Source organism: Christiangramia flava JLT2011, from assembly GCF_001951155.1.
GTDB classification, from domain to species: domain Bacteria; phylum Bacteroidota; class Bacteroidia; order Flavobacteriales; family Flavobacteriaceae; genus Christiangramia; species Christiangramia flava.
Genome location: NZ_CP016359.1, coordinates 411,321 through 434,839 on the forward strand (window position 1 = coordinate 411,321; position 23,519 = coordinate 434,839).

The 23,519-nt window shown below is 45.3% G+C and carries 16 protein-coding genes; 9 read left to right on the forward strand and 7 right to left on the reverse strand.

All coding sequences use genetic code 11. The features are described 5' to 3' along the window. Positions 1-107 precede the first annotated feature (107 nt). The 3 genes from GRFL_RS01570 to GRFL_RS01575 are packed head-to-tail and all read left to right on the forward strand — an operon-like array spanning position 108 to position 2,418. A complete protein-coding gene (locus tag GRFL_RS01570; protein WP_083642869.1) occupies positions 108-1,910 on the forward strand; it encodes a carbamoyltransferase family protein in 1,803 nt (600 codons plus the stop codon). Next, positions 1,910-2,059, forward strand: a complete 150-nt coding sequence (locus GRFL_RS18190) for a DUF5989 family protein (protein ID WP_236995858.1) — start codon at positions 1,910-1,912, stop codon at positions 2,057-2,059. Before GRFL_RS01570 ends, GRFL_RS18190 begins: the two co-directional genes overlap by 1 nt. Beyond that, positions 2,059-2,418 (forward strand): hypothetical protein, encoded by a 360-nt coding sequence (locus GRFL_RS01575; RefSeq protein ID WP_083642871.1) that lies wholly within the window; start codon positions 2,059-2,061, stop codon positions 2,416-2,418. The genes GRFL_RS18190 and GRFL_RS01575 overlap by 1 nt, the downstream gene beginning before the upstream one ends. A 2-nt stretch (positions 2,419-2,420) precedes the next feature. On the opposite strand, the gene GRFL_RS01580 is transcribed toward GRFL_RS01575, so the two are convergent. Then, entirely contained in the window at positions 2,421-4,064 is a 1,644-nt protein-coding gene (locus GRFL_RS01580) for an SGNH/GDSL hydrolase family protein (protein WP_083642872.1), read from the reverse strand. Positions 4,065-4,542: 478 nt separating this feature from the next. Between GRFL_RS01580 and GRFL_RS01585 the strand changes: the two genes are divergently transcribed. Beyond that, on the forward strand, positions 4,543-5,622 hold the full coding sequence (locus GRFL_RS01585; RefSeq protein ID WP_083642874.1) for a LacI family DNA-binding transcriptional regulator: 1,080 nt from the start codon (positions 4,543-4,545) through the stop codon (positions 5,620-5,622). Between the two features lie 139 nt (positions 5,623-5,761). Here GRFL_RS01585 and uxaC read toward each other — a convergent pair whose 3' ends face one another. After that, complete coding sequence (gene uxaC, locus GRFL_RS01590) at positions 5,762-7,165, reverse strand: glucuronate isomerase (RefSeq protein WP_083642875.1); 1,404 nt, start codon at positions 7,163-7,165, stop codon at positions 5,762-5,764. Positions 7,166-7,174: 9 nt separating this feature from the next. Continuing rightward, a complete protein-coding gene (locus tag GRFL_RS01595; protein WP_083642877.1) occupies positions 7,175-9,382 on the reverse strand; it encodes a glycoside hydrolase family 3 N-terminal domain-containing protein in 2,208 nt (735 codons plus the stop codon). A 183-nt stretch (positions 9,383-9,565) separates the two neighbouring features. Between GRFL_RS01595 and GRFL_RS01600 the strand changes: the two genes are divergently transcribed. From GRFL_RS01600 to GRFL_RS01620, 5 genes are read left to right on the forward strand one after another with little or no spacing between them, the layout of a single operon-like run. After that, a complete protein-coding gene (locus tag GRFL_RS01600; RefSeq protein WP_083645917.1) occupies positions 9,566-11,737 on the forward strand; it encodes an alpha-glucuronidase family glycosyl hydrolase in 2,172 nt (723 codons plus the stop codon). Between the two features lie 5 nt (positions 11,738-11,742). Beyond that, positions 11,743-12,486 carry an SDR family NAD(P)-dependent oxidoreductase gene (locus tag GRFL_RS01605; protein ID WP_083645916.1) on the forward strand — a complete coding sequence of 248 codons (744 nt, stop codon included), beginning with the start codon at positions 11,743-11,745 and terminating at the stop codon, positions 12,484-12,486. 1 nt (position 12,487) lies between these two features. Continuing rightward, positions 12,488-13,657, forward strand: a complete 1,170-nt coding sequence (gene uxuA / locus GRFL_RS01610; protein WP_083642879.1) for a mannonate dehydratase — start codon at positions 12,488-12,490, stop codon at positions 13,655-13,657. A gap of 12 nt (positions 13,658-13,669) precedes the next feature. Further along, positions 13,670-14,818 (forward strand): endo-1,4-beta-xylanase, encoded by a 1,149-nt coding sequence (locus tag GRFL_RS01615; RefSeq protein WP_083642880.1) that lies wholly within the window; start codon positions 13,670-13,672, stop codon positions 14,816-14,818. A 4-nt stretch (positions 14,819-14,822) separates the two neighbouring features. Continuing rightward, the gene (locus GRFL_RS01620) at positions 14,823-17,642 is read left to right on the forward strand and encodes a glycosyl hydrolase 115 family protein (RefSeq protein ID WP_236995859.1); all 2,820 of its coding nucleotides are present in this window, start codon (positions 14,823-14,825) and stop codon (positions 17,640-17,642) included. Between the two features lie 16 nt (positions 17,643-17,658). Here the strand turns inward: GRFL_RS01620 and GRFL_RS01625 are convergent, their stop codons facing one another. From GRFL_RS01625 to GRFL_RS01640, 4 genes are all read right to left on the reverse strand, one after another. Beyond that, positions 17,659-18,978, reverse strand: a complete 1,320-nt coding sequence (locus GRFL_RS01625) for an alpha/beta hydrolase family protein (protein ID WP_083642882.1) — start codon at positions 18,976-18,978, stop codon at positions 17,659-17,661. A 91-nt stretch (positions 18,979-19,069) separates the two neighbouring features. Then, positions 19,070-20,386: a xylose isomerase gene (xylA, locus tag GRFL_RS01630; RefSeq protein ID WP_083642883.1), complete on the reverse strand. Its 1,317-nt coding sequence runs from the start codon at positions 20,384-20,386 to the stop codon at positions 19,070-19,072. 8 nt (positions 20,387-20,394) lie between these two features. Beyond that, positions 20,395-21,885: a xylulokinase gene (locus tag GRFL_RS01635; RefSeq protein WP_083642885.1), complete on the reverse strand. Its 1,491-nt coding sequence runs from the start codon at positions 21,883-21,885 to the stop codon at positions 20,395-20,397. Between the two features lie 6 nt (positions 21,886-21,891). Then, positions 21,892-23,511 carry a sodium:solute symporter gene (locus tag GRFL_RS01640; RefSeq protein ID WP_083642887.1) on the reverse strand — a complete coding sequence of 540 codons (1,620 nt, stop codon included), beginning with the start codon at positions 23,509-23,511 and terminating at the stop codon, positions 21,892-21,894. Positions 23,512-23,519 lie beyond the last annotated feature (8 nt).

Here is a 23,519-nt window from a genome sequence, read left to right on the forward strand (position 1 = left end):
AAATAGTGAAAAGAGGCTGATAGGTAACTATACAGCCTCTTTTTTATGCTAATTTGTTGCGAATAGAATTTCCGAAGAATTTGACTGAAATAAATATCTTTATGTAAATGACAGTACTGGGCATCTCCGCATATTACCACGATTCAGCTGCAGCAATCATTTCAAATGGGAAAGTCCTGTTTGCCGCTCAGGAAGAGCGCTTTACAAGAATCAAAAATGATGCTTCCTTTCCCGAAGAGTCTATCAAATTCTGCCTTCAGGAAGCCGGAATTGCCGTTAGTGAATTAGATGCCATCGCTTTTTATGACAAGCCATTTCTGAAATTCGAAAGGCTCTTGGAAACCTATTATGCTTTCGCACCCCGAGGTTTCAGGTCCTTCTCCAAAGCCATGCCCGTGTGGCTGAAGGAAAAACTCTTTATAAAACAGTTCATCAGGAAAAAATTGAAGGAATTGAACGGTGGCCATAAAATTCCAAACTTGAAGATCGTTTTTCCCGAACACCACTTATCGCATATCGCCAGCGCGTTCTACACCTCTCCTTTTTCTAAGGCCGCTTTCCTAACAGTTGATGGTGTGGGTGAATGGACTACCACCGCGTACGGCCATGCCTGCGGAAAGAAGGGCATAGAGATACTTGGAGAATTAGAATTCCCGGATTCCCTGGGACTCATCTATTCTTCATTCACCTATTTCCTGGGTTTTGAAGTGAATAAAGGGGAATATAAAATGATGGGACTGGCTCCTTACAGCTCGATACATTCTGAAAGAGTCCGTCGGTTTATGGAAATCATAAGCGCTAAGCTTATCGATATTCGGGAGGATGGTTCCATTAAATTGAATCAGGTCTATTTTGAATATCCATACGGTCTCAGGATGGTTGACCCTAAAAAATGGGAACAATTATTTGAACTCAAAAAACGGGAACCGGAAGAAGCAATTACCCAAATTCATGCTGATTTAGCTTTGGCGGCTCAAAAAGTCCTCGAGCAGGCTCTGCTCAGGATGCTTCAGCATATCAAAAAAGAAACAGGGGCTAACTACCTTTGTATCGCTGGTGGCGTGGCACTGAACTGCGTGGCCAATTCAGTCTTATATGAGCAGCAGCTGTTTGAAGATATTTATATCCAGCCCGCTGCCGGTGATGCGGGAGCTGCCATTGGTGCAGCCTTGGTCACCAATTACCTGCATTCTGATCTTCCATTTTCCGGTCTCACAAAAAATTTTGATAATTATTTGGGCCCTAAATTTTCAGAAATTGATATTGAAAGGGTGCTTCGAAAACATAAGTGTCAGTTTGAATATATTGATTCCGATGAAGAAGTTTACGAAAAAACCGTAAATTATATAGTCGAAAAAAAAGTCGTTGGCTGGTTTAGCGGAAGGACCGAATTTGGACCACGTGCGCTTGGAAACAGGAGTATCCTCGCTGATGCAACCGACCCCGAAATGCAATCGAAACTCAACCGGAAAATAAAATTTCGGGAAAGCTTCAGACCTTTTGCTCCCGCCGTTTGTGAAGAAGATTATGATGCGTATTTCAAACCCGGAAAAAGGTCACATTATATGCTGTTCACGAACCAGTTAAAAGATTCGTTGCTGCAGGAGTTGCCGGAAAATTTTGACAGCTTCAGCCTCGACGAAAAGCGAAAATTTCCGAAGTCTCAACTACCCGCTGTCACGCATGCTGATCTTTCGGCGAGAGTTCAGGTTGTCAAAAAAAGTATGAACCCGAAATTCTGGAATTTATTACAGAAATATAAAAAAGTGACGGGGACCGGCGTCCTTATCAATACCAGTTTCAATGTGATGGATGAGCCCATTGTGAACACGCCGGAAGATGCTTATCGCTGTTTTATGAACTCCGGTATCGACGTGCTGGTAATGGAAAATTTTTTAATCACGAAATAATGGAATTTGTCAAAGAATTTTTTCTCTTTTTAAAAGAACGCAAAAAGTGGTGGTTGCTCCCGCTGATCCTCATTTTCATCATTTTGGGAGCTTTTATTTTTTTAACCAATGGCTCTGCCCTGGCCCCGTTCATTTACAGCCTTTTCTGATGAAAAAAGAAAAAGCATTTGAAACGGTGATCGTGCTGGCCATGGCCTCCATCATCGGGTTTTTGATATATGACCGGAACTGGCTGTTATACCTTGCCTTAATACTCCTGGCTCTTCCGTTAATTTCCATGAAAGCTTCGCTGGCCTTAGCCAGCATCTGGTTTTCCTTTTCAGCCATATTGGGTAAAATCATGAATTTTGTGTGGATGTTCCTGTGCTTTTACCTCATCCTGGTGCCCCTGGCTTTTCTTCAAAAGATCTTCGGAAAAAATCAAATTTTAAGACAACGGGAAGAAAACACGTACTTCCGAAGCAGAAATCACCTCTTTACCAGGGAAGACATCAGTAAACCCTGGTAGGTTTATTTCAATTTTTCCGCTTTATCAGAATAGAATTTCGCGTATTCCGGCCTTTTCATCTGCAGGCAAATGTTTGCTGCCATCTCGTACACCCGGGCTTGTTCAGGAAATTCCGCAATTAAAGATTGTGCAACCTTGAGCGCATTTTCAAAATCACCATCTTTGAGATAGGTATGATACGCCAGCCTCATCACATCTTCCCACTTTTCTTTCCCGGAATACAGCGCGATCGCCTTTTGTTCCTCAAAACTTGGATTTTGAAGGAAATGATATTGCCTTACCGGGTTACGGCCAGACATATCCAGGACATAGGGCCACGAGCGCTTCAGGTCCTGTACGATCATTTTGCCACGAATCGAATCAATTTTACTGATTGGTATATCCCGATATGCTTCCTGGTAGGAAACAAAATGCTGCCAGTTCCCTAATAGATGTAATTCTTTGATCTTATTGTAAAAAGCATCGGCCATCACGAAGTTTCCTTCTACGTTAGGATGCACGTGCTCGGTTAGAAGCTCATCGCCAATAATTCCACTTTCAGATCTTGCTTCAAAAACACGTTTCATATCCACGAGGGCAACATCTTCTCTTTCGGATAGCTGCTGAATTATTTCATTGATCTTTTCAGGAGCGCGAAACCGAAGCAGGTCCAGTTCCTTCGCGATTTCCAAATATTTTTTTGCGGAATCTGGCTGGCGCTCCAAATAATATTGGCCTAACAGGTAAGCGGCCATGGCGTTTTTCTGCGCGATCTTCCCGATATTTTCATCTTTGGAATCCAGCGCCATGCGGAACTTTTCCTCATCCAGATCCTCGCTGATAAAAGGCGGAATATCTCTCTCGTTGGAAACCAAAGTTGACAAAATAACCGGAATATCATGAGACTGGTAGTTTGCGAGGATCTTTTCCAAATTGCTTTGAAACTGTTGGATTCCCGCCTCAAATACCTCAGATTCATAAGGGATCTGCTGTTCCCGGGCCATGACTTCCATCAGGGTGGAATCTCCTACCTGTAAACCATCATCTTTTTTTGCCCGGAAGATCTTGGCGTATCCGTTTTCCAGTAACTGAAAAAATCGCAGGTTTTTCAAACGTAAATATGTTCTTACCAGGAATGGATGCTCCCCAATAAAAACCGAGGAGCCCGCACCCAAAGCTCCGTAATATTCATTATGCCCCGCATAAATGATCACCAGGTCCGGATCCTGTTTGATGATCTCCTCGCTCAGGTCCCACAGGGTATACGAGTTAACCGCCGTGATGCCGGTATTCACCACTTCGATGTTCCTATTGGGAAAGGTCAGGGAAAGTCGGTGTTTCAGGAGCCTGGGAAAAGACCCGTTCTTATAAAATGGAAAGCCAACCACGGTAGAGGCACCCTGCACGAAAACCCTGAAAGTACTATCGGTCTTCTTTTTTAAAAATAAATCTGACTGGTTATCAGAATGAAAACCGGTATTTTTAAAATACTTCTGGGAAACTCCCGAATTCATTACGTAATATTCGGTTTTGTTTTCAGAAATAATTTTATGAAAAAGTTCGTAACCTTCGCCGTATCCCACCAACCTGAGGATCACCTCCACCACCAGGATGAGAAAAAAAGGGAAGGCGATAGCGATTAGTTTAAATATCGTATTCCTTTTCAAAAGCAGTAACAGGTTTTAAGTAAAAAGTAGCAGGCGAAATATTTCAAAATTTGATCGCAAAATTAAAAAAGTTCCATGCTGAAATTCTAAAATTTCAGAGGCTTTCAAGATAGCTTTTTTAGCCAAGAAATTTCCCTAAAACCTGAATAATCGAACCAATTTCAGACTGATTTATTTCTGAATTTTAATGCTTTTGTTTTCCGTTTTTCCGAAGTAGCAAAAAGAGGCGAAATCAACAGAAGTTTTCCGAAGCGATCCCGAAATTTTTCCATTTCACAACTGAAAATTTTCAAAAATTCTGAAAAAAATCATTTTCCTTAAAATTTTCAGCATCCTGAAACTGTGAAAGCTTACCAGATAGGCGTTTTAGGTCACATTTTAGGCAAATATCTCATCAAAATATGTTAAATTACAGACACTCTAATTAGATATTTTTAGGATCTGTAACATTCAGAACCTGAAATACTTATGCTGATCAATGAAAAAAAAGAAAGAAGTCACCATATACGATATTGCCAAAAAGCTCAATTATTCTCCTTCAACTATTTCCAGAGCTTTAAACAATCATAAAAGTATAGGGCAGAAAGCGACCAAAGAAATTCAATCGGCTGCAAAGAAAATGGGCTATCGTCCTAATTCTATTGCTGCCAGTTTGCGTAAAAATAAAAGCAAGACCATCGGGATCATGATCGCCAGGATCAACAGGCCCTTTGTGTCGTCATTGATTAGCGGTGTGGAAGATGCTGCCAGGAAAGCGGGTCATAATGTACTGATTAGCCAGTCTAATGACCGGTATGAAAACGAAGTGAATAATGCAAAAGCATTATATGATAGCAGGATCTGCGGGCTCATCGTCTCGCTGGGAATGGAAACCAAAGATACCGCGCATTTTCAGCAATTTGCAGATCAAAATATCCCCATCGTTTTTGTAGATCGGGTTCCGGATAAGTTCAATTCTTACCGGGTCATTATCGATAATTATGCTGCTGGTTACCGGGCAACGAAACACCTGATCGATGAAGGTTGCCGCCGAATTGCCCATTTTGCCGGGGCTCAGCACTTGAACGTATATAATCTTCGGAAGAAAGGTTACCTGGACGCCCTGCGCGATCACGACCTTCCAATTGATGAATCTATCATTGTGGATCTGGAAACCATGAGTTTTGAAGAAGGAAAAGACGCTACCAGGGAGCTGTTAAATATGGACAATCCACCAGATGGTATTTTCTCATCGAACGATACCGCTGCGGTTAGCGCGATCCTCACAGCAAAGGAAAAGAATGTAAAAGTGCCTGAAGAACTTGCCGTCATTGGCTTTAATGATGATCCAATCGCTTCGATTGTAGATCCTCCGCTCTCTACCGTTTCGCACCCGGCCATGAAAATGGGCGAAATTTCCACTCAAAGGATTCTCGATCATTCTTCAAAAAACCTCGATACCGATATTTCTGAAATTACGATGCTGGATACGGAGATCATTATCAGGAACTCCAGCAGGAAGACCAGTATTTGCGAACTCGACACCCAGCCCAAAAAGATTAGGAAAGCACAGGCCTGATTGGTATAATACCTCGAAGTTTCCGGCACTGAAATACTCGCCAATTCAGGCTTATACGATAATTTTCATGTAGTATGTCTTTTTAAATAAAAGTGGCTGTTAATGGCACTTTTAAGGCTTATTTGCCAGCTGGCTCTGCCTAATCAGGGAAATTAAAATATTCTTTCGCATTATAATAGCAAACATCTTCCACGATCTTCCCGATCCATTCCATATCTTCCGGCAATTCGCTGTTTGCAACATCTCTTCCGAATAAATTACAAAGCACACGCCTGAAATATTCATGTCTTGGGTAGGATAACAAACTCCTGCTATCGGTCAACATCCCCACAAAACAGCTTAACAGCCCCATATTTGAGATGGCGTCGAGCTGTCTTTCGATACCGTTCTTTTGATCCAAAAACCACCAGGCGGCACCATGCTGAATCTTACCTTTAGGCGTGTCTCCCATGAAATTCCCGGTCATAGTGGCCATTACCTCATTATCAGCAGGATTCACATTGTACAAAATCGTCTTCGGAAGCCTATTTTCGCGGTCCAGTTTGTCCAGGTAGCCCGAAAGACTTTTAGCCTGCTGGAAATCTCCAATACTGTCCACACCGGCGTTGGCGCCCAGTTTTTCTTTCAAACGAGTACTGTTATTGCGAATGGGCCCAAGATGCAGCTGCATTACCCAGTTTTTTTCGGCATACATCTCACCAAGGTGGTACATCAGTGCGGAGCGGTAACATTTCGCTTCATCTTCTGAAACAGCGGTATTCTCCAGACTTTTCTGAAGAATCTCATCCAGCTGTGCTTCAGTGAATTCTTCGGAAGGCGCGTAGTCCAGGCCGTGATCGGAAAGCCTGCAACCCATTTCATGAAAAAAGTCTACTCGCTGCTGTATGGCCCGCAACAAACTGGCAAAACTCTTAATTTCAACACCCGAGATCTTTGCCAGTTTCTGAAGATAATCCAATAAACCCGGCTGATCGATATTCAGCAAGACATCCGGCCGAAAAGTGGGTAAAATCTTTACTTCAAAATGTTCATTTTTCAGTTGTTCGTGGAAGCGCAGATCATCAACTGGATCGTCTGAAGTACACACCACCTCAACTTTCATCTTCTTCAGAAGGTTTCGAGCTGAAAAAGCCGGGGTTGCCAGCAAATCGTTGCATTGCTGAAAAATCTTTCCGGCATTCCTGCCATTCAGCAAATCAGTAATTCCAAAATATCGTTCCAGTTCGAGGTGCGTCCAGTGGTACAGGGGATTTCGCATAGTGTACGGAATGGTTTCGGCCCACTTCTGAAATTTTTCCGCATCGCTCCTGTTCCCGGTAATATACTCTTCAGCAATACCCAAGGCACGCATGGCACGCCATTTATAGTGATCCCCGTTGATCCAGATTTCTGTGATGGTCTGGAACTGCCGGTCTTCCGCAATATCTTCAACAGGCAAATGACAGTGAAAATCTATAATTGGAAGGTTTTTCGCATGCTTTTCATAAAGCGCAGTCGCAAAATCGCTTTCCAGTAAAAAATCCTCCTTGATGAAGCTTTTCATATTTCTTGCTTAGCGTAGTTGAAATTCGGCTGATTTAACGGGTTTCTTTCCGAGCTCCACATTTCGTTCATGGGGAGTCGAACCACCAACATACACCCTGAAAGTGCCTTTTTCTAAAACTCTTTCGCCCTTTTCATTTACCAGTCCCATCATTTCCGGAGTGATCGAAAATTCCACGCTTTGCTGTGCTCCGGCTTCCAAAGTCACTCTTTTAACACCAAAAAGCTGGTATTTTGGCGCACTTACGGAAGTTTCGACATCCTGTATATACAGTTGCACTACCTCCTCGCCGGCAGTATCCCCGGTATTGGTCACTTCCACGCTGGCTGTTAATTTTTTTCCTTTTTTTACTTTATTTTCTGAAAGTTGGATATCGGAGTAGTCAAAATCGGTATAACTCAATCCGTACCCAAAAGGATACATCGGCGCAGCTTCCATATACTTATAAGTCCTTCCTTTCATGCTGTAATCCTCATAAGGCGGAAGATCGTCCAGGGATTTTGGAAAGGTAATAGGAAGCCTTCCGGAAGGAGAAACCTTTCCGAAGATCACATCTGCCACGGCATTCCCTCCTTCTTCGCCCGGGTACCAAACCATTAGAACAGCATCTGCCAGTTCATGGACCTTTTCCAGGTTCATAGGGCTTCCACCGGTTACCACGGCGACAACCGGTTTATCACCGGCGGCATCATGAATTTTCTGAAGATAGGTAAGCTGGTTCTCCGGAATGTTATAATCCAGGCGATCCCCAAAAGTTTCTGATGCGATCGATTCGCCTTCTTCTCCTTCCAGTACTCCTGAAATTCCCAACACCACGATAGTGGCATCACTGTTCCCGGCATTTGGCGACGCCCAATCCTGCGGATTGGCATTTGGGCGATCCAGCAGAGTACCCTGGCGATACTGCAGCTGACTTTGCGGAGCGATCGCTGCGGCAACGCCTTCCAGCACGGTTACCATATCAGGATTCACCCCGTGATAATTTCCAAGCAAAATTTCGATACTGGTCGCATTGGGACCGGTAATGAAATATTTAGACAGATCATTCTTCAGCGGAAGCACGCCATCGTTCTTCAGCATTACAATAGATTTTTGGGCAACTTCCCTTGCCAGTTCCCGATGTTCCTTAGTATTCAGATCTTTTTCTGAAAGACTGGAATACGGATTATCTTCTGCGGGATCAAAAAGTCCCAGCTTGAATTTCGTTTTGAGTAAAATAGCCAGTTGCTCATCGATCTCTTCCTCGGTCACCAAACCGTCTTCAACAGCTTTGGGAAGCGAAGGGTAGGTATCTCCACAATTCAGATTCACCCCGCTTTTCACGGCAAGCGCTGCAGCTTCTTCCGCATTTTCGACTACGTTATGACCGTTATAAAAATCGGCCAGGGCCCAGCAGTCACTTACGATATGTCCCTGGAAATTCCACTGGTCACGAAGTACGGTTTGAAGAAGGTATTTATTGGCGCAGCAAGGCTCCCCGTTGGTGCTGTTATAGGCACACATGATGGTTTCCACATCAGCATCTACCAGGGCTTTGAAAGCCGGAAGATAGGTTTCCCACAGATCTTTTTGTGAAGCCTCTGCGTTGAATTCATGACGTAGTTTTTCCGGACCACTGTGAACAGCAAAATGTTTCGCCGCCGCCGCAGTTTTCAAGTATTTTTCATTGTCGCCCTGCAAACCTTTAACAAATGCGGTTCCGAGAATTCCGGTTAGGAAAGGGTCTTCCCCATAAGTTTCCTGCCCTCTCCCCCATCTGGGATCCCTGAAAATATTGATATTCGGAGTCCAGAAGGTCAGCCCGCTGTATTGCCGGCGATAGCCATTTTTTACGGCCGTATTGTGAGTAGCGCGAGCTTCATCTGAGATGACATCTGCCACTTGCTGGATCAATTCCTCATCAAAGGTAGCACCCATCCCGATAGCCTGCGGAAAAACCGTCGCAACCCCGGAACGCCCCACCCCGTGAAGCGCTTCGTTCCACCAGTTATACTCCGGGATACCGAGTCGTTCAATGGCCGGGCTGTTATGCTTCATTTGTGAAGCTTTTTCTTCCAAAGTCAATCGATTGATTAAATCAGCTACTCTTTCCTCCATGCTCAAACTGGTATTTCGAAAAGCGTAAGGCTTAGTTTCAGTGGTATCCTGGGCCATTAGAACTGAAACAAAAAAAAGACTGAGGCAGAGAAGGCTAAATTTTAAAGTATTGATCTTCATTCGGCTAAATTTTTCAATTATTATCACTTTATAAAAAAAAGGCTGTAAAAATCATAAATCTATTAACAAATAACGCTTAAATTTACATGAAACGCAACCGATTGCGTAAAATTTTTGTTTTGTATGGTTATTTTATCTAATTTTCGCTTCTCAGATGTTTCGCATTCTGTTAAATTACCGAAAATGAAATTCTATAAAACCCTGATAATTTGCCTGTTATTCCTAAGCTCCAGCCTTTCCATCTACGCTCAGAAAGGGCATGATCTATGGCTGCAATATGCTGAAATTACGGGTGATAACCTGAAGAACACGTACCTAGACGAGATCCAGTCGGTCACTTTTTCCTCACAATCAGAAACTACTGGCAAAGCGCAGGAAGAATTGCAAATTGCCTGGAGATCATTTTTCGGTCAGGAACTGGCGGTGAACACAACTTTACAAAACAAGGCTCTTTGGCTGGCCACTGAAAAAGAACTTCCGAAACCACTTCAGCAGCAACTGAAAACAGATTTCGCTCACATCAACGAAGAAGGATTCCTCATTAAAAAACTACAATTTAAGGGAAAGGCTATCATGCTGATCTCTGCAAAAAAAGAAATCGGCCTGCTCTACGGAACTTTCCGATTTCTGAAAGAATTACAGCTACACCAGCCTATTGAGAAAATAGCCATTACCGATTCTCCGAAGATTCAGAAAAGAGTACTCAATCACTGGGACAACCTGGACCGCACCGTGGAACGAGGCTATGCCGGTTTTTCCATTTGGGACTGGCACTTGCTGCCGGAACTTATTAAACCGGAATACATCGATTATGCCCGGGCCAATGCATCGGTGGGCATCAACGGAACGGTGCTTACAAATGTGAACGCCAATTCCCTGGTTTTAAGCCCGCAGTATATCGAAAAAGTACAAGCCCTGGCGGATGTATTTCGGCCTTACGGCATCCAGGTTTACCTTACGGCACGCTTTTCTTCCCCCGTCGAAACCGGCGACCTGGAAACGGCCGATCCGCTGGATCCTGAAGTGCGAAAATGGTGGAAAAACAAGGCTGATGAAATTTACCAAAGCATTCCTGATTTTGGCGGATTTCTGGTTAAAGCAAATTCTGAAGGTCAACCAGGCCCGAATAACTACGGCCGAACCCATGTAGACGGCGCGAACATGATGGCAGAAGCACTGGCCCCGCATAACGGGATCGTGATGTGGCGCGCTTTTGTATACTCGGAAGATGATCCGGAAGATCGTGCCAAACAGGCATATTCTGAATTTGTTCCATTTGACGGCCAATTTGCCGAGAATGTCCTGATACAGGTCAAAAACGGACCCATCGATTTTCAACCCAGGGAACCTTTCCACCCTATTTTCGGAGCGATGCCCGATACACCGCTTATGATGGAATTCCAGATCACACAGGAATACCTTGGTTTTTCCTCGCACCTGGTCTATCTTCCGAAAATGTTCCAGGAGACGCTGGAAACCGATACCTACACTGCCGGCAAGAACTCGACGGTTGCCAAAGTCATCGATGGCAGTTTATCGCATAAAAAATTAACCGGAATGGCCGGAGTGGCAAATATCGGAAACGAAAGTAACTGGACCGGTCATCCCTTTGGGCAGGCCAACTGGTATGGCTTCGGAAGGCTGGCCTGGAACCCTTACCTAGATTCCAGGACGATCGCCGAAGACTGGCTGAAAATGACCTTTTCTACTGATGAGGAATTCGTACGAACTGTGAGCGACATGATGCTGCAGTCCAGGGAAAGCGTAGTGAAATACATGACGCCACTGGGATTGCACCACATTATGGCGACAGGGCATCATTACGGCCCGGGACCATGGGTTTCCAACCTCTCCCGCCCGGAATGGAATCCTGTTTATTACCATAAAGCCGATAGTCTTGGGGTGGGATTTGACAGGACCACTTCCGGCAGCGATGCGCTTTCCCAGTACGCCAATCCCATTCAGCAGGAATATGAAAATCCTGAAACCACTCCGGAAGAATTTCTGCTATGGTTTCATCACCTTCCGTGGGATTACCAGATGAAAAATGGTAAAACACTCTGGTTCAATATGTCCAGCACGTATCAGGAAGGTGTCGAAGAGGTTCAGAAAATGATCCAAACCTGGCAAGGAATGAAAAAATTTGTAGATGAACAGCGTTTTCAAAAAGTAAGCATGTTGTTGCAAATACAGCTGAAGGAAGCCAGGTGGTGGAGAGATGCCTGTCTTTCCTATTTTAAGCAGTTCTCCAAAATGGAACTGCCCGAAAACGTCCCTCAACCCGAACATAACCTAGACTATTATAAATCACTGAAGTTCCCTTTTGCTCCCGGCATCAGGCCTTCATGGAATTAAGAAATATGGAAAATAAACAAGTAGCAATTGTCACCGGTGCCAACGCCGGTCTGGGGTATGCCACCGCAAAAAAACTTTGCGACAACGGCATTATTACCTATGTGAATGGCAGAAATAAAGAAAAAACACAACAGGCCTGCGAGGAATTTGGCCCTAATGCCAGGCCATTCATCCAGGATCTAACGAAGCTGAAGGAAATTCCGGCGGCCGTTCAGAAGATATATGAAGAAACCGGAAGAATCGATATCCTGGTCAACAATGCCGGCATCAACATGAAAAAAGAATTTATGGAGGTGACAGATGAGGAATTTCAGAATATCATCCACACCAATATTACCAGCGTATTTGTGATGAGCCGGGAAGTTTCGAAATTCATGAAAGAGCATCAGTCTGGCAGTATCGTCAATATTAGTTCCATGGCCGCGCAATATGGTATTCCGAAGGTGATCGCCTATACCGCGAGTAAAACAGCTATTGAGGGAATGACCCGTTCCATGGCCGTAGACCTGGCTCAGTTCGGTATTCGCGTGAATTGCGTCGCGCCAGGATTCATTAAAACCAATATGAGCAGTAAGGCATTGGACAGCGAACCGGAAAGAAAGCAAAAAGTACTTTCCAGAACGCCAATGGGCCGACTCGGCGAACCTTCAGATATTGCCGATGCTGTTTATTATTATGCTTCCAAAGAATCAAAATTCACTACCGGGACGGTGCTTCCCGTTGACGGTGGTAACTCAATAGGATTTTAGAATGATCACAATGACCCAAACCATGAGATGGTATGGCCCGCACGATATCATCTCTCTCAAAGAATTAAAACAGGCCGGCATTACCGGCATCGTTACCGCCTTGCACCAGATTCCCGTAGGAGATATCTGGGAGAAAAAGGATATTATGGAACGGGTGGACATGATCCGGAAGGCCGGCATGGACTGGAAAGTGATCGAAAGCCTGCCGGTTCATGAGGATATCAAGCGTCGAAACGGGAATTATGAGGAGTATATCGAAAATTATAAAATCAGTTTACGGAATGTTGCCGACTGTGGGCTCGAGGTCGTGACCTATAATTTCATGCCTATTTTAGACTGGTTGCGCACCGATCATCATCATGAACTGGAAGACGGTTCCAGCGTTTTACGGTACGACCCTTTAAAATTTGCTTTTTTTGACCTCTTTTTATTGAAGCGTGAGCATGCCGAAAATGATTATGCACCGGAAACAATATCGGCTGCTGTAGAGCTTGGAAATTCTATGAGTCAGGAAGATAAAGACAGGCTTTTCCGCAATATTTTGCTGGGATTGCCGGGCAGTGATGAAAATTTCACACCCCAGATCATCAAAGAGCAGCTGGCCGCATATGCCAACATCAGCGATGAACAATTACGGGAAAACATGATCCATTTCCTGAGTGAAGTGGCGCCTGTTGCAGAAGAAGTTGGCCTCAAACTCGCCGTGCATCCAGATGACCCGCCGTTTTCGGTACTGGGCCTGCCGCGCGTGGTAAGTTCCGGGGAAGACATTGAACGGATCTTGAAAGAAGTGGACATCCCGGCTAACGGACTCTGCTTTTGCACCGGTTCCCTTGGTGCCAGGCCTGCCAATGACTTGCTTAAAATCTTTAACGATCACAAAGATCGAGTACACTTCTTACACCTTCGGAACGTAAGCCGGGAAGCATCAGGTGTTTTTCACGAATCACCGCATCTGGACGGTGATGTTCCTATGAATCAAATCGTGAAAAGCATTCTGCAGCATATGAACGACAAAAAAATCAGTCTTCCCATGCGGCCAGATCACGGTTATCTGCATTCCGCAGAAGCACATAAAAATTATTATCCGGGTTATTCGCTTATCGGGAGGCTGAAAGGTCTTGCCGAATTACGCGGCCTGGAATTGGGACTTCAGGAAACCATCAACTAAAAATCAGCAAAAATGAAACTATTGAAATCGGTTAGTCTATTCGTTATCGCCTCGCTCCTCTTGGGAAGCTGCAAATCAAATTCAGAAAAAAACGAGGAAACTGCCAGTGTGGAGACGAGCAGCCTGGCTTCGGAAAAAGGGCTTAAAGATTATTATGCCGATTATTTTCCTATTGGCGTGGCGGTGAGTCCGCGGTCGCTGGAAGGAGAATCAGCTGAATTGATCCGCGCAGAATTCAATAGTCTCACCGCTGAAAATGTGATGAAAATGGGCGTGATCCACCCGGAAATGGACCGTTTTAACTGGGGTCCGGCCGATGCGATCGCCAACTTTGCCAAAGAAAATAACCTAAAATTACGCGGCCACAATCTTGTTTGGCACCAGCAGGCTGGACCGTGGATCTTTACAACAGAGGATGGGAAAACCGTAGGAAAAGAGGAATTGTACCAACGCATGAAAGCGCACATCGATTCGGTTGTGGGACGTTACAAGGGAACGATCTATGCCTGGGACGTGGTGAACGAAGCGATTTCTGATAAGCCGGACGAATTCCTGAGAAAATCGGAATGGCTGGACATCGCCGGGGAGGAATTCATCATGAAAGCCTTTGAATACGCGCACGAAGCCGATCCAGATGCCAAGCTGTATTACAACGATTACAATGCGATTATTCCTGAAAAAAGAGACCGAATCTATAAACTGCTGAAGATGCTCATCGATAATGATGTGCCGATCGATGGTGTTGGAATTCAGGGTCACTGGTCCATTTTCAGCCCCACGGAAACCGAACTTCGCGAAGCGATGGATTTATACGCCTCTCTTGGGCTTGACATCCAGATCACGGAACTGGACGTGTCACTGTACCAGTGGGAAAAAGAGCGAAGAGAATTGCGACAGGGAGAATCAGATGAATTTACTCCTGAACTCGAAGCGCGGCAAAAAGAAAAATATGATATGTTTTTCAGGGTTTTCAGGGATTACAAAGATCAACTAACCGGGGTGACCTTCTGGAACGTTTCAGATCGCTACAGTTGGCTCGACCATTATCCTGTGGAAGGCCGGAAGAACTATCCGCTTTTATTTGACGAAGACTACAAGCGCAAGTCGGCTTACGATGCCGTTGCGCATTTTGAAGATACGAATGAAACTGAAAAACAGTAAAGCAATGCCAATATTGATGAATAAGAACCGGCAATTATGCATGTTTTTGGGCATATTATGCAGCCTGAATTTTGCCATAGCCCAGGAAAACTATGTGACCGGGCAACAGCAGGAAAATGCCTTTACACTCTTTAACCAGTCACAACAAGCAGTTTTACTAATCGATACTGCCGATTTTAAAGGTGTCAAACTGGTCGCGAAAGACCTTTCCGAAGATTTTGAAAGAGTGAGCGGAAAACTGGCAAGAATTGACAGCAGTGGTTCCGCAAGCCCGGAAATGCCCATTATCATTGGCACGATTGGAAAAAGCAAGTTGATTGACCAGCTGGCGGAAAATGGCAAGCTGGATATCAATAATATTACCGGAAAATGGGAAACCTTCCAGACTCAAATCATCAACGATCCTATGCCCGGCATCAAGCAGGCCCTGGTCATAGCCGGTAGTGATAAGCGAGGAACGATTTATGGGATGTACGACCTTTCAGAAAAAATGGGCGTTTCTCCCTGGTATTGGTGGGCAGATGTGCCAGTTAAGAAAAAGGAAAGCTTATATGTGAAACCCGGGATTTATTCTGATGGTACTCCGGAAATCCAGTACCGCGGTATTTTCATCAACGATGAAGCTCCGGCGCTATCGGGCTGGGTTGGTGAAAATTTCGGAGATTTTAACAGCCAGTTTTATGAGCATGTCTTTGAACTCATCCTTCGGCTGAAAGCCAATTTTCTATGGCCAGCGATGTGGGGCCGTGCTTTTTACGATGACGATCCACGCAATCCCGTTTTGGCGGACGATTACGGGGTAGTGATCAGTACTTCCCACCATGAACCGCTCATGCGTGCTCACGCCGAATGGGAGCGCTACGGAAATGGCCCCTGGGATTACACTAAAAATAAAGACAGCCTGCAGGCATTCTGGAAAAAAGGCATCGAGCGTATGCAGAACAACGAAAGCCTGGTGACTGTTGGGATGCGTGGCGATGGGGACGAGCCAATGACCGAAGGAACGGCGATAGACTTACTGGAACAGATCGTGGCAGACCAACGAACCATCATCAGCGATGTGACGGGAAAACCAGTCAGCGAAACTCCACAGGTTTGGGCGCTTTACAAGGAAGTCCAGGATTATTATGACAAGGGCATGCGCGTCCCCGATGATGTCACGCTATTGCTGGCCGATGATAACTGGGGAAATATCCGGAAACTTCCAGATCCTGACGAAAAAGAAAGAGCCGGAGGTTACGGGATTTACTACCATTTTGATTACGTGGGTGGCCCCCGCAATTATAAGTGGATCAACACCAGCCAGATCTCCCGAGTATACGAACAAATGTCGCTGGCCTACGCTTACGAGGCCAATAAACTCTGGATCGTGAACGTGGGAGACATCAAACCCATGGAATACCCGATCAGTTTTTTCCTGGATTATGCCTGGAAACCTTCCAAATTTAACCTAAAAGATCTTCAGCAATATCCCAAAAAATGGGCAGCAGAACAGTTTGGCGAGCAATATTCCGAAGAAATTGGAGAACTTTTGCAAAGCTATACTACGCTGAACAGCCGCAGAAAACCCGAATTGCTGTCTCCGGAAACTTATAGCCTGGAACACTACCAGGAAGCTGAGCGAATCTGGAAAAGTTTTGAAGAACTGGAGAAAAAGGCGCAAATGCTGGGTAAAAAACTCCCGGAAGCAGCCCAATCGGCTTATTTTGAACTGGTCCTTTTCCCAATAGAGGCTTCGGCGAATTTGAACAGGCTGTATATCGCTTCCGCTAAAAACCAGTTATATGCCAACCAGGGTAGAAATTCGGCGAATGAATGGGGCGAAAAAGTGAAGGAATATTTCCGACGGGACCAGGAACTTGCCAAAGAATATCACGCTCTTGAAAATGGTAAATGGAACCATATGATGTCGCAAACGCACATTGGTTATACCTACTGGCAGGAGCCAAAGGAAAACAAGATGCCGGAAATTGCCAGTTATCAGGCTTCGGAAAAAGGAGAGCTGGGAATTGCCATTCCAGGCGACAGCACTTATTTCCCCCAGCAAACGACACTGAAATTATTGCCTTTTGATCGTTCCCATCCTGAAAATCAGTTAACGCTTTTTAACCGCGGAAAATCAGCCGTCGATTTTAAAGTCAAAAAAATTCCGGGCTGGCTAACAGTCGATCAGAAGAAAGACGAATTTAAAGAAGAACAGATCTTACGATTTGCCCTAGCGGCAAACAAACTGCCTTCCAAAAAAACCGAAGCCAAGGTGGAAATCATCGGAAACGGGAAAATGGCCACTATTGAGGTGATTTTTGATCCTTATTCTGAAAACGCGAAAGGCTACCTGGAATATAACGGGGTGGTGAGTATTCCTGCAAATGGATATAAGGAAAACCAGGGCTGGGAACAAATCCCTGACCTGGGCAGAGAAGACATCGCACTTCGCCCTGAGAACCGGTTTTCCCAGGAGCTTAGCGAAGCTTCCAGTTTAACGTATGAATTCAGCCTGAAAAATGATTTTGAGGGTACGCTTCAATTTTACGTTTCGCCAAGCCTGGATTTCCTTGCGAAAGGCGGACTCGAACTGGCCTATTCTGTAGACGGAAAAACACCTCAAAAACTGAACATTTTAAAGGATACAAAAGATAACTGGGGAAGTTCGGTAAGCAATAATGTAACCAAGGTCCTGAGCTCTCTGGAACTTGAAGAGGGTTCGCATAGCCTGAAAGTGTATGCACTGGATCCAGGCGTCGTGCTGCAACAAATAGTTCTGCAGGAGAAATCGGCGCAGGACGACAGTTATCTTGGGCCACCGCCAAGTATTAAAAAGTAAGAGAAAATACTGGAAATCAAGGTTTCCAGTATTTTTTTACAAATTCTATAAAATACGGCCAGTTGGGAATGGAGGTATGGCCACCTTCATGCTGGCGAAAACTTAGATCACCCCTGGCATAAAAAGTTTCCGAAGCGACAGGATATTCTTTAACCTCCACACCATTTTTACCGAATAGTTCATAGGCAGGATTGGCCAATAAGACCCCCTCATACATCCCAGTGGCATCTACCCAGCCACCTTCCACGTTCGGATTCCCTGCTCCAAAAAACAAAGGCCGCGGTGCTACCAGGGCGATCAGTTCGTGCGCATCTACCGGCAAATCCTGTACGTTTTTCTTGCTGATGTAAGTCACAAAATTGGGTGTAAACCACTGATATTCGCCAGAAGAGGCCAGGTTTTCCAGTTGTTCGCCAAAATTTCTGCGAAGGATCTTCGCCCCACCAGCACCAGACGAACCGATAAACCCAACCGAAAACCGTTCATCGTAGGCCATTGTGACCAGCGCCGCCTTGCCATAGCGAGAAACCCCTTCTATAGCTACTTTTTCAGCATCCACGGTCGGTTCTTTTTCAAAATAGTCGAGAACGCGAGAAGCACCCCAGGCCCAGGCCTTCAATGCCCCCCAATCGTATGTACTTCGCCGCTCGCCTTTATTCACCAGGCCTATGATCCCCGTTGTTAAACCGGCACCATTATCGGCCTGATAAGCGGTGGGAACCAGGCTGGCATAGCCAATTTTGTTTTCCAGCAGCTGAACGTTCCAGGGGTTTTCGGTATCCAGACCCATATTGCGAGCCCAGATCCAGTCAAATTTGACCACTACCGGAACTGGCTTTTCCTGCGCCGGAATAGTGAGAGTGCAGGGAATGTTCACGGAAATTTCAGGATAAGCCGAATTATCTACCGTTCCTAGCAATTCTTTAATTTTCACCGGAATTCCCGCAATGACCGAATCTTTTTCAGAAGTCACCTGCCAGCTAACTGCCGGAAGGTTTTCCGGAGTTCTTCCGTAGATGTGATCATCAAAAAGTCGGAATAATTCCGCTCTTCGTTGTTTCCAGTCTCCCAGGTCATTTACTTTTTCACCATTTTCGAACTGCATCAGCTTAGGTAATTCGTAAGTGGAATCGACCTTAGCCTCATTCGTATTAGCGGCATTTTCTGCGGAAGGATCACCCGAAGGTCCCGGCCTTACCGCTTCGATCTCCAACATTTCCAACAGGTATTGGTAATCTTGATTCGTTAGTTTCTGAATGCTATCGCGGTTATAATTTTGTGAACTGGCCGTAAAAGCAGCAAGGATTGCAAAAATGGCAGTAAGAATATGTTTCATTATTCGAAGTTTAGAATGTTAGGAAAAGGAAAAAGAAAAGCCACCCTGACGAGTCAGAGCGGCTTTTCTTAGAAACGAGAATTTTTCCGGATTAGAAAGAATTGGCGATCAATTGCTCAAATAATTCCTGTTTTCCGCTAGTTTGTTGTGGCTCCCCGTTGGCTCTGGCGATCTTGTCCAGATCTTCCAGGCTTAGCTCGCCATTCTCGAATTTCTTTCCGTCGCCGCTATCATAAGACGCGTAACGATCTTTTCTCAGTTTGGAATAGGTCGAATTTTTCAAAATTTCGTCAGCTACGATCAGGCCTCTGGCGAAAATGTCCATTCCCGCTATATGCGCGATGAATTTATCTTCCAGGTCGGTACTGTTTCTACGAACTTTTGCATCGAAGTTGATCCCTCCGTCCAGGCTAACATTGCCATCCAGCAATACGAGCATGGCCTGCGTGATCTCGTACAGGTTCACCGGAAACTGATCAGTATCCCAACCATTCTGGTAATCACCGCGGTTGGCATCAATACTTCCCAGCATCCCAGCATCTACCGCTACCTGCAATTCATGCTGGAAGGTATGGCCGGCAAGGGTTGCGTGATTCACTTCAATATTCAGTTTAAAATCATTTTCAAGCCCATATTTGTTGATGAAGGCCAGTGAAGTCGCAGCGTCGTAATCATACTGGTGCTTCATGGGCTCCATAGGTTTGGGCTCTACGAAGAAGGTCCCTTTAAAACCATTTTTGCGGGCATAATCCTTACAGGTATGAAGGAATTTTGCCATGTGCTCCTGCTCGCGCTTCATATCGGTATTCAGCAAACTCATGTATCCTTCTCGACCGCCCCAAAATACGTAGTTCTCTCCATTGAGCGCGATAGTGGCATCCAGCGCGATCTTGGCCTGTGCACCTGCATGAGCCAGCACATTGAAATCTGGGTTTGTCGAAGCCCCGTTCATATAACGCTTATTGCTGAAAAGATTAGAAGTTCCCCAAAGCAATTTTATACCACTTTCCTGCTGTTTTTCCCTGGCGTATTCTACCATTGCCTGGATCCTTTTTTCGAACTCAGCCAAAGTTGGTGCCTCATCTACGACGTCTACATCATGAAAACAGTAATAAGGCGTACCCAGTTTGGTCATGAACTCAAACGCAGCATCCATTTTATGTTTGGCCCTGGTCACCGGGTCTTTATCCTGATCCCAGGCAAAAGTTTCAGTTCCCGGCCCAAAAGGATCGGCCCCGGTATTATTGAAAGTATGCCAGTAAGCAGTCGCGAACTTCAGGTGTTCCTTCAGGGTCTTCCCTCCTACTTTTCGGTTTTCGTCATACCATTTAAATGCCAGCGGATTGTCGCTTTCCCGACCTTCAAACTGGATCTTGTCAATGTTCTTGAAATAGGTTTCTTTACTCATAACGTTTACTATTTTTCAATTTTAATTCCCTGTTTCCAGATCTCGTATAATTCGGCATATTGCTCGATAAGCTGCGATTCTGGCTCCAGGCTTTCCACAACCTTCAGGTTACTGAAGGCTTCATTCATATTTTTATAATATCCGAAGCCACATGCAGCACCGCGTGCAGCACCTTCCGCTCCGGAAGTATTGTATAATTTCAGGTTGGTTTGAGTAGTATTCACAAAGATTTCACGGAAGGTGGGACTGAGAAATAAATTGGCTTTCCCGGCTTTGATCGTGTTTCCCTGAACTCCCAAATCCTTCATGACCTCAAACCCGTAATTCATGGCAAAAACAATCCCTTCGCTAGCCGCACGGACGATATGCGCCGGTTTGTGCAGGTTAAAATTGAGGTTTTCAATTCCCGAATTTGCCTTTTTATTCTGAAAAATGCGCTCTACTCCATTCCCAAAAGGGTAAAAAAGCAGCTGTTCGCTTCCCGGACCTACACTCGCCGCCTGCTGGTTTAGAAATTCATAGGAAACCGGTTCGCTGGTAGCCGCGGAAAGCAGTTTCCGGAGCCACTGATACGAAATTCCCGACCCGTTGATACACAACATCACGCCATTTCTTCGGGCTTTTTCTGAATTATTGACATGGAGAAAGGTATTGATCCTCGATTCTTTATCATACACATTTTCATCGCTGACCGAGTACACTACCGCTGAAGTTCCCGCTGTAGTTGCAATTTCGCCAGGTTCCAAAACATTCAGTGAAAAAGCATTGTTTGGCTGATCACCTGCGCGATAAGTTACACTCACCTCGTTGTTCAGTCCGAGTTCGGCAGCCACTTCAGGATGAATGGTGGCCTGTTTTCCAAAATTCGGAACAATCTCTGGCACCAGTTCTGCGTCCAGCCCCATACTTTTCAGTAATTCCGTCGCCAGCCTTCCTTCGGGAAAATTCCACAGCGCGGCTTCTGAAAGTCCTGATTGTGAAGTTTGCGGAACGCGGGTAAGCCTGGCGGCAATAAAATCGCCTGGCAGCATGATATGCCGGATCTTTTGATAGACATCGGGTTCCTGTTCGCGCACCCACTTAAGCTTGGAAGCGGTAAAATTACCAGGGCTACCCAGTAATTCCTGAAGACATTTTTCCGGCCCATACTTATCAAAGGCTTCGCGCCCGGCCTCCACCGCACGACTGTCACACCAGATGATCGACGGGCGGATGGGATTCAAATGTTCATCAGTCACCACCAGTCCATGCATTTGATATGCAATACCAATGGCCTGGATCTCCTTCAGATTAATGCCTTTTTGGGCAATTCCTGAAAGTCCCTGTTTGACATAAGACCACCAGAGTTCGGGATCCTGCTCGGCCCAGCCAAATTTTGGGGCCTGGATCTCCATTTCATTTTCAGGAACGGTCACGGCAACTACTTCTGTTCCCTTTTCCGCATCAAAAACCGATAATTTTATGGAAGAACTTCCTAAATCTATTCCTAAAAACTTCATATAATTTTAATTACCGTTAAAGAAAATCATGATTCCCGCGACGATGATAATCACCACAATTGTGATCACGATATCTTTCCAGTTATAACTGCTTTTATTGTTTCGTTTTTCCTCTTCCGTGATCGTTGAGAACGTAAGGTTCAAAGTCTTTTCCTTACTTGGTTCCGGAGTGAGCAGACTTACCACTAACAACAGGATCACACAAAACAGGAAGAACCACGCCCCGAATTCCAGGAAATTCATATCACCCAGATAGAACAAAAGGCCATCCTGATCCAACGATCCTTTGATGATCTCCAGAACGATACGCAGGGATCCTACGATCAAACCAGTAATAAGGGTCACAAAAGACGCGGTGGCATTGATCCTGCGATAGAAAATCCCCAACAGGAACACCGCGGTGATCGGAGGTGCGATATATGACTGTACACTTTGAAGATACTCGTAAAGCACCCCGGAAATATTCGCCATGATCGGGATCCAGATGATACCGATTACCACCACTACCAAGGTAGCGATCTGCCCGGTTCGAACCAGTTTCTTTTCAGGTGTGTTAGGGCGCAATTTTTTATAGATATCTACTGTGAAAAGCGTGGAACAGCTATTGAAAACCGATGCCAGGGAACTCATCAATGCAGCCAGCAATCCTGCCGCTACCAGGCCTCTAATTCCCGATGGCAACAGGTTGCTCATCAATACCGGGAAAGCTTCATCTGGGGAATCCCATTCCAATTCGCCGCGCATTTTTAAAGTGAGCGCGATAATACCGGGAATCAGGAATAAAAATACCGGGAGCAATTTCAGCAGTGCGCCAAAAATAGTCCCTCTTCTTCCCTCTTTGATGTTCCTGGCGGTAAGGGTTCTCTGTACGATGTATTGATCGGTACACCAATACCAGATCCCTACGATACTACTGGATATCAATAAACTAGGCCACGGAAATTCCGGGTCACTGGCAGAACGCCACATATCCAGGTATTCTGGCCCAACGGTCTCCTGCATACTTTGCCAGCCACCAACGGCATCAAGTCCCACGATGGTGAGCGTCGCTGCTCCAAGAACCAGTACGATCGCCTGAAGGGTTTCCGTGTAAACAACCGCCTTCATCCCGCCTATGATGGTGTAAAGTCCGGTTAGTACAACGGTTGATAAAGCACCGGTCCAGAAATCGATTCCCAGCAAAGCAGAAACCACGACTCCTCCGGCATAAATGGTTACCGAAATTTTAGTAAGTACATAAGCAACTATCGAAAAAATGGAAAGTACCCATCTTGATCGCGCATCAAAACGCTTCTCCAGGAATTCCGGCATGGTAAACACTCCACTACGGGCGTAAAACGGGAGAAAGACCCAACCCAGCAGTAAAACTACCCAGGCATGAAGTTCATATATAAGCATCGGAAGCTTGTTCCCGGCCCCGGCCCCGGCCAAACCTACCACGTGCTCAGACCCGATATTGGAAGCGAAGATTGATGCTCCCACCACAAACCAGCCAACATTTCTACCGGCCAGGAAATAATCTTCTGTATTCTCTTTTTTATTCCGAATGATCCAGACGGCGATCCCCGCAAGTATGAGGAAATAAACGCCGATAAAAACCCAATCTAAAGTATCTAATGTTTGCATAGGCTTGA

Coding starts and splice junctions, on each gene's coding strand:
- GRFL_RS01570 (WP_083642869.1), top strand. CDS start 108: ATGACAGTACTGGGCATCTCCGCATATTACCACGATTCAGCTGCAGCA.
- GRFL_RS18190 (WP_236995858.1), top strand. CDS start 1,910: ATGGAATTTGTCAAAGAATTTTTTCTCTTTTTAAAAGAACGCAAAAAG.
- GRFL_RS01575 (WP_083642871.1), top strand. CDS start 2,059: ATGAAAAAAGAAAAAGCATTTGAAACGGTGATCGTGCTGGCCATGGCC.
- GRFL_RS01585 (WP_083642874.1), top strand. CDS start 4,543: ATGAAAAAAAAGAAAGAAGTCACCATATACGATATTGCCAAAAAGCTC.
- uxaC (WP_083642875.1), bottom strand. CDS start 7,165: ATGAAAAGCTTCATCAAGGAGGATTTTTTACTGGAAAGCGATTTTGCG.
- GRFL_RS01595 (WP_083642877.1), bottom strand. CDS start 9,382: ATGAAGATCAATACTTTAAAATTTAGCCTTCTCTGCCTCAGTCTTTTT.
- GRFL_RS01600 (WP_083645917.1), top strand. CDS start 9,566: ATGAAATTCTATAAAACCCTGATAATTTGCCTGTTATTCCTAAGCTCC.
- GRFL_RS01605 (WP_083645916.1), top strand. CDS start 11,743: ATGGAAAATAAACAAGTAGCAATTGTCACCGGTGCCAACGCCGGTCTG.
- uxuA (WP_083642879.1), top strand. CDS start 12,488: ATGATCACAATGACCCAAACCATGAGATGGTATGGCCCGCACGATATC.
- GRFL_RS01615 (WP_083642880.1), top strand. CDS start 13,670: ATGAAACTATTGAAATCGGTTAGTCTATTCGTTATCGCCTCGCTCCTC.
- GRFL_RS01620 (WP_236995859.1), top strand. CDS start 14,823: ATGCCAATATTGATGAATAAGAACCGGCAATTATGCATGTTTTTGGGC.
- GRFL_RS01625 (WP_083642882.1), bottom strand. CDS start 18,978: ATGAAACATATTCTTACTGCCATTTTTGCAATCCTTGCTGCTTTTACG.
- xylA (WP_083642883.1), bottom strand. CDS start 20,386: ATGAGTAAAGAAACCTATTTCAAGAACATTGACAAGATCCAGTTTGAA.
- GRFL_RS01635 (WP_083642885.1), bottom strand. CDS start 21,885: ATGAAGTTTTTAGGAATAGATTTAGGAAGTTCTTCCATAAAATTATCG.
- GRFL_RS01640 (WP_083642887.1), bottom strand. CDS start 23,511: ATGCAAACATTAGATACTTTAGATTGGGTTTTTATCGGCGTTTATTTC.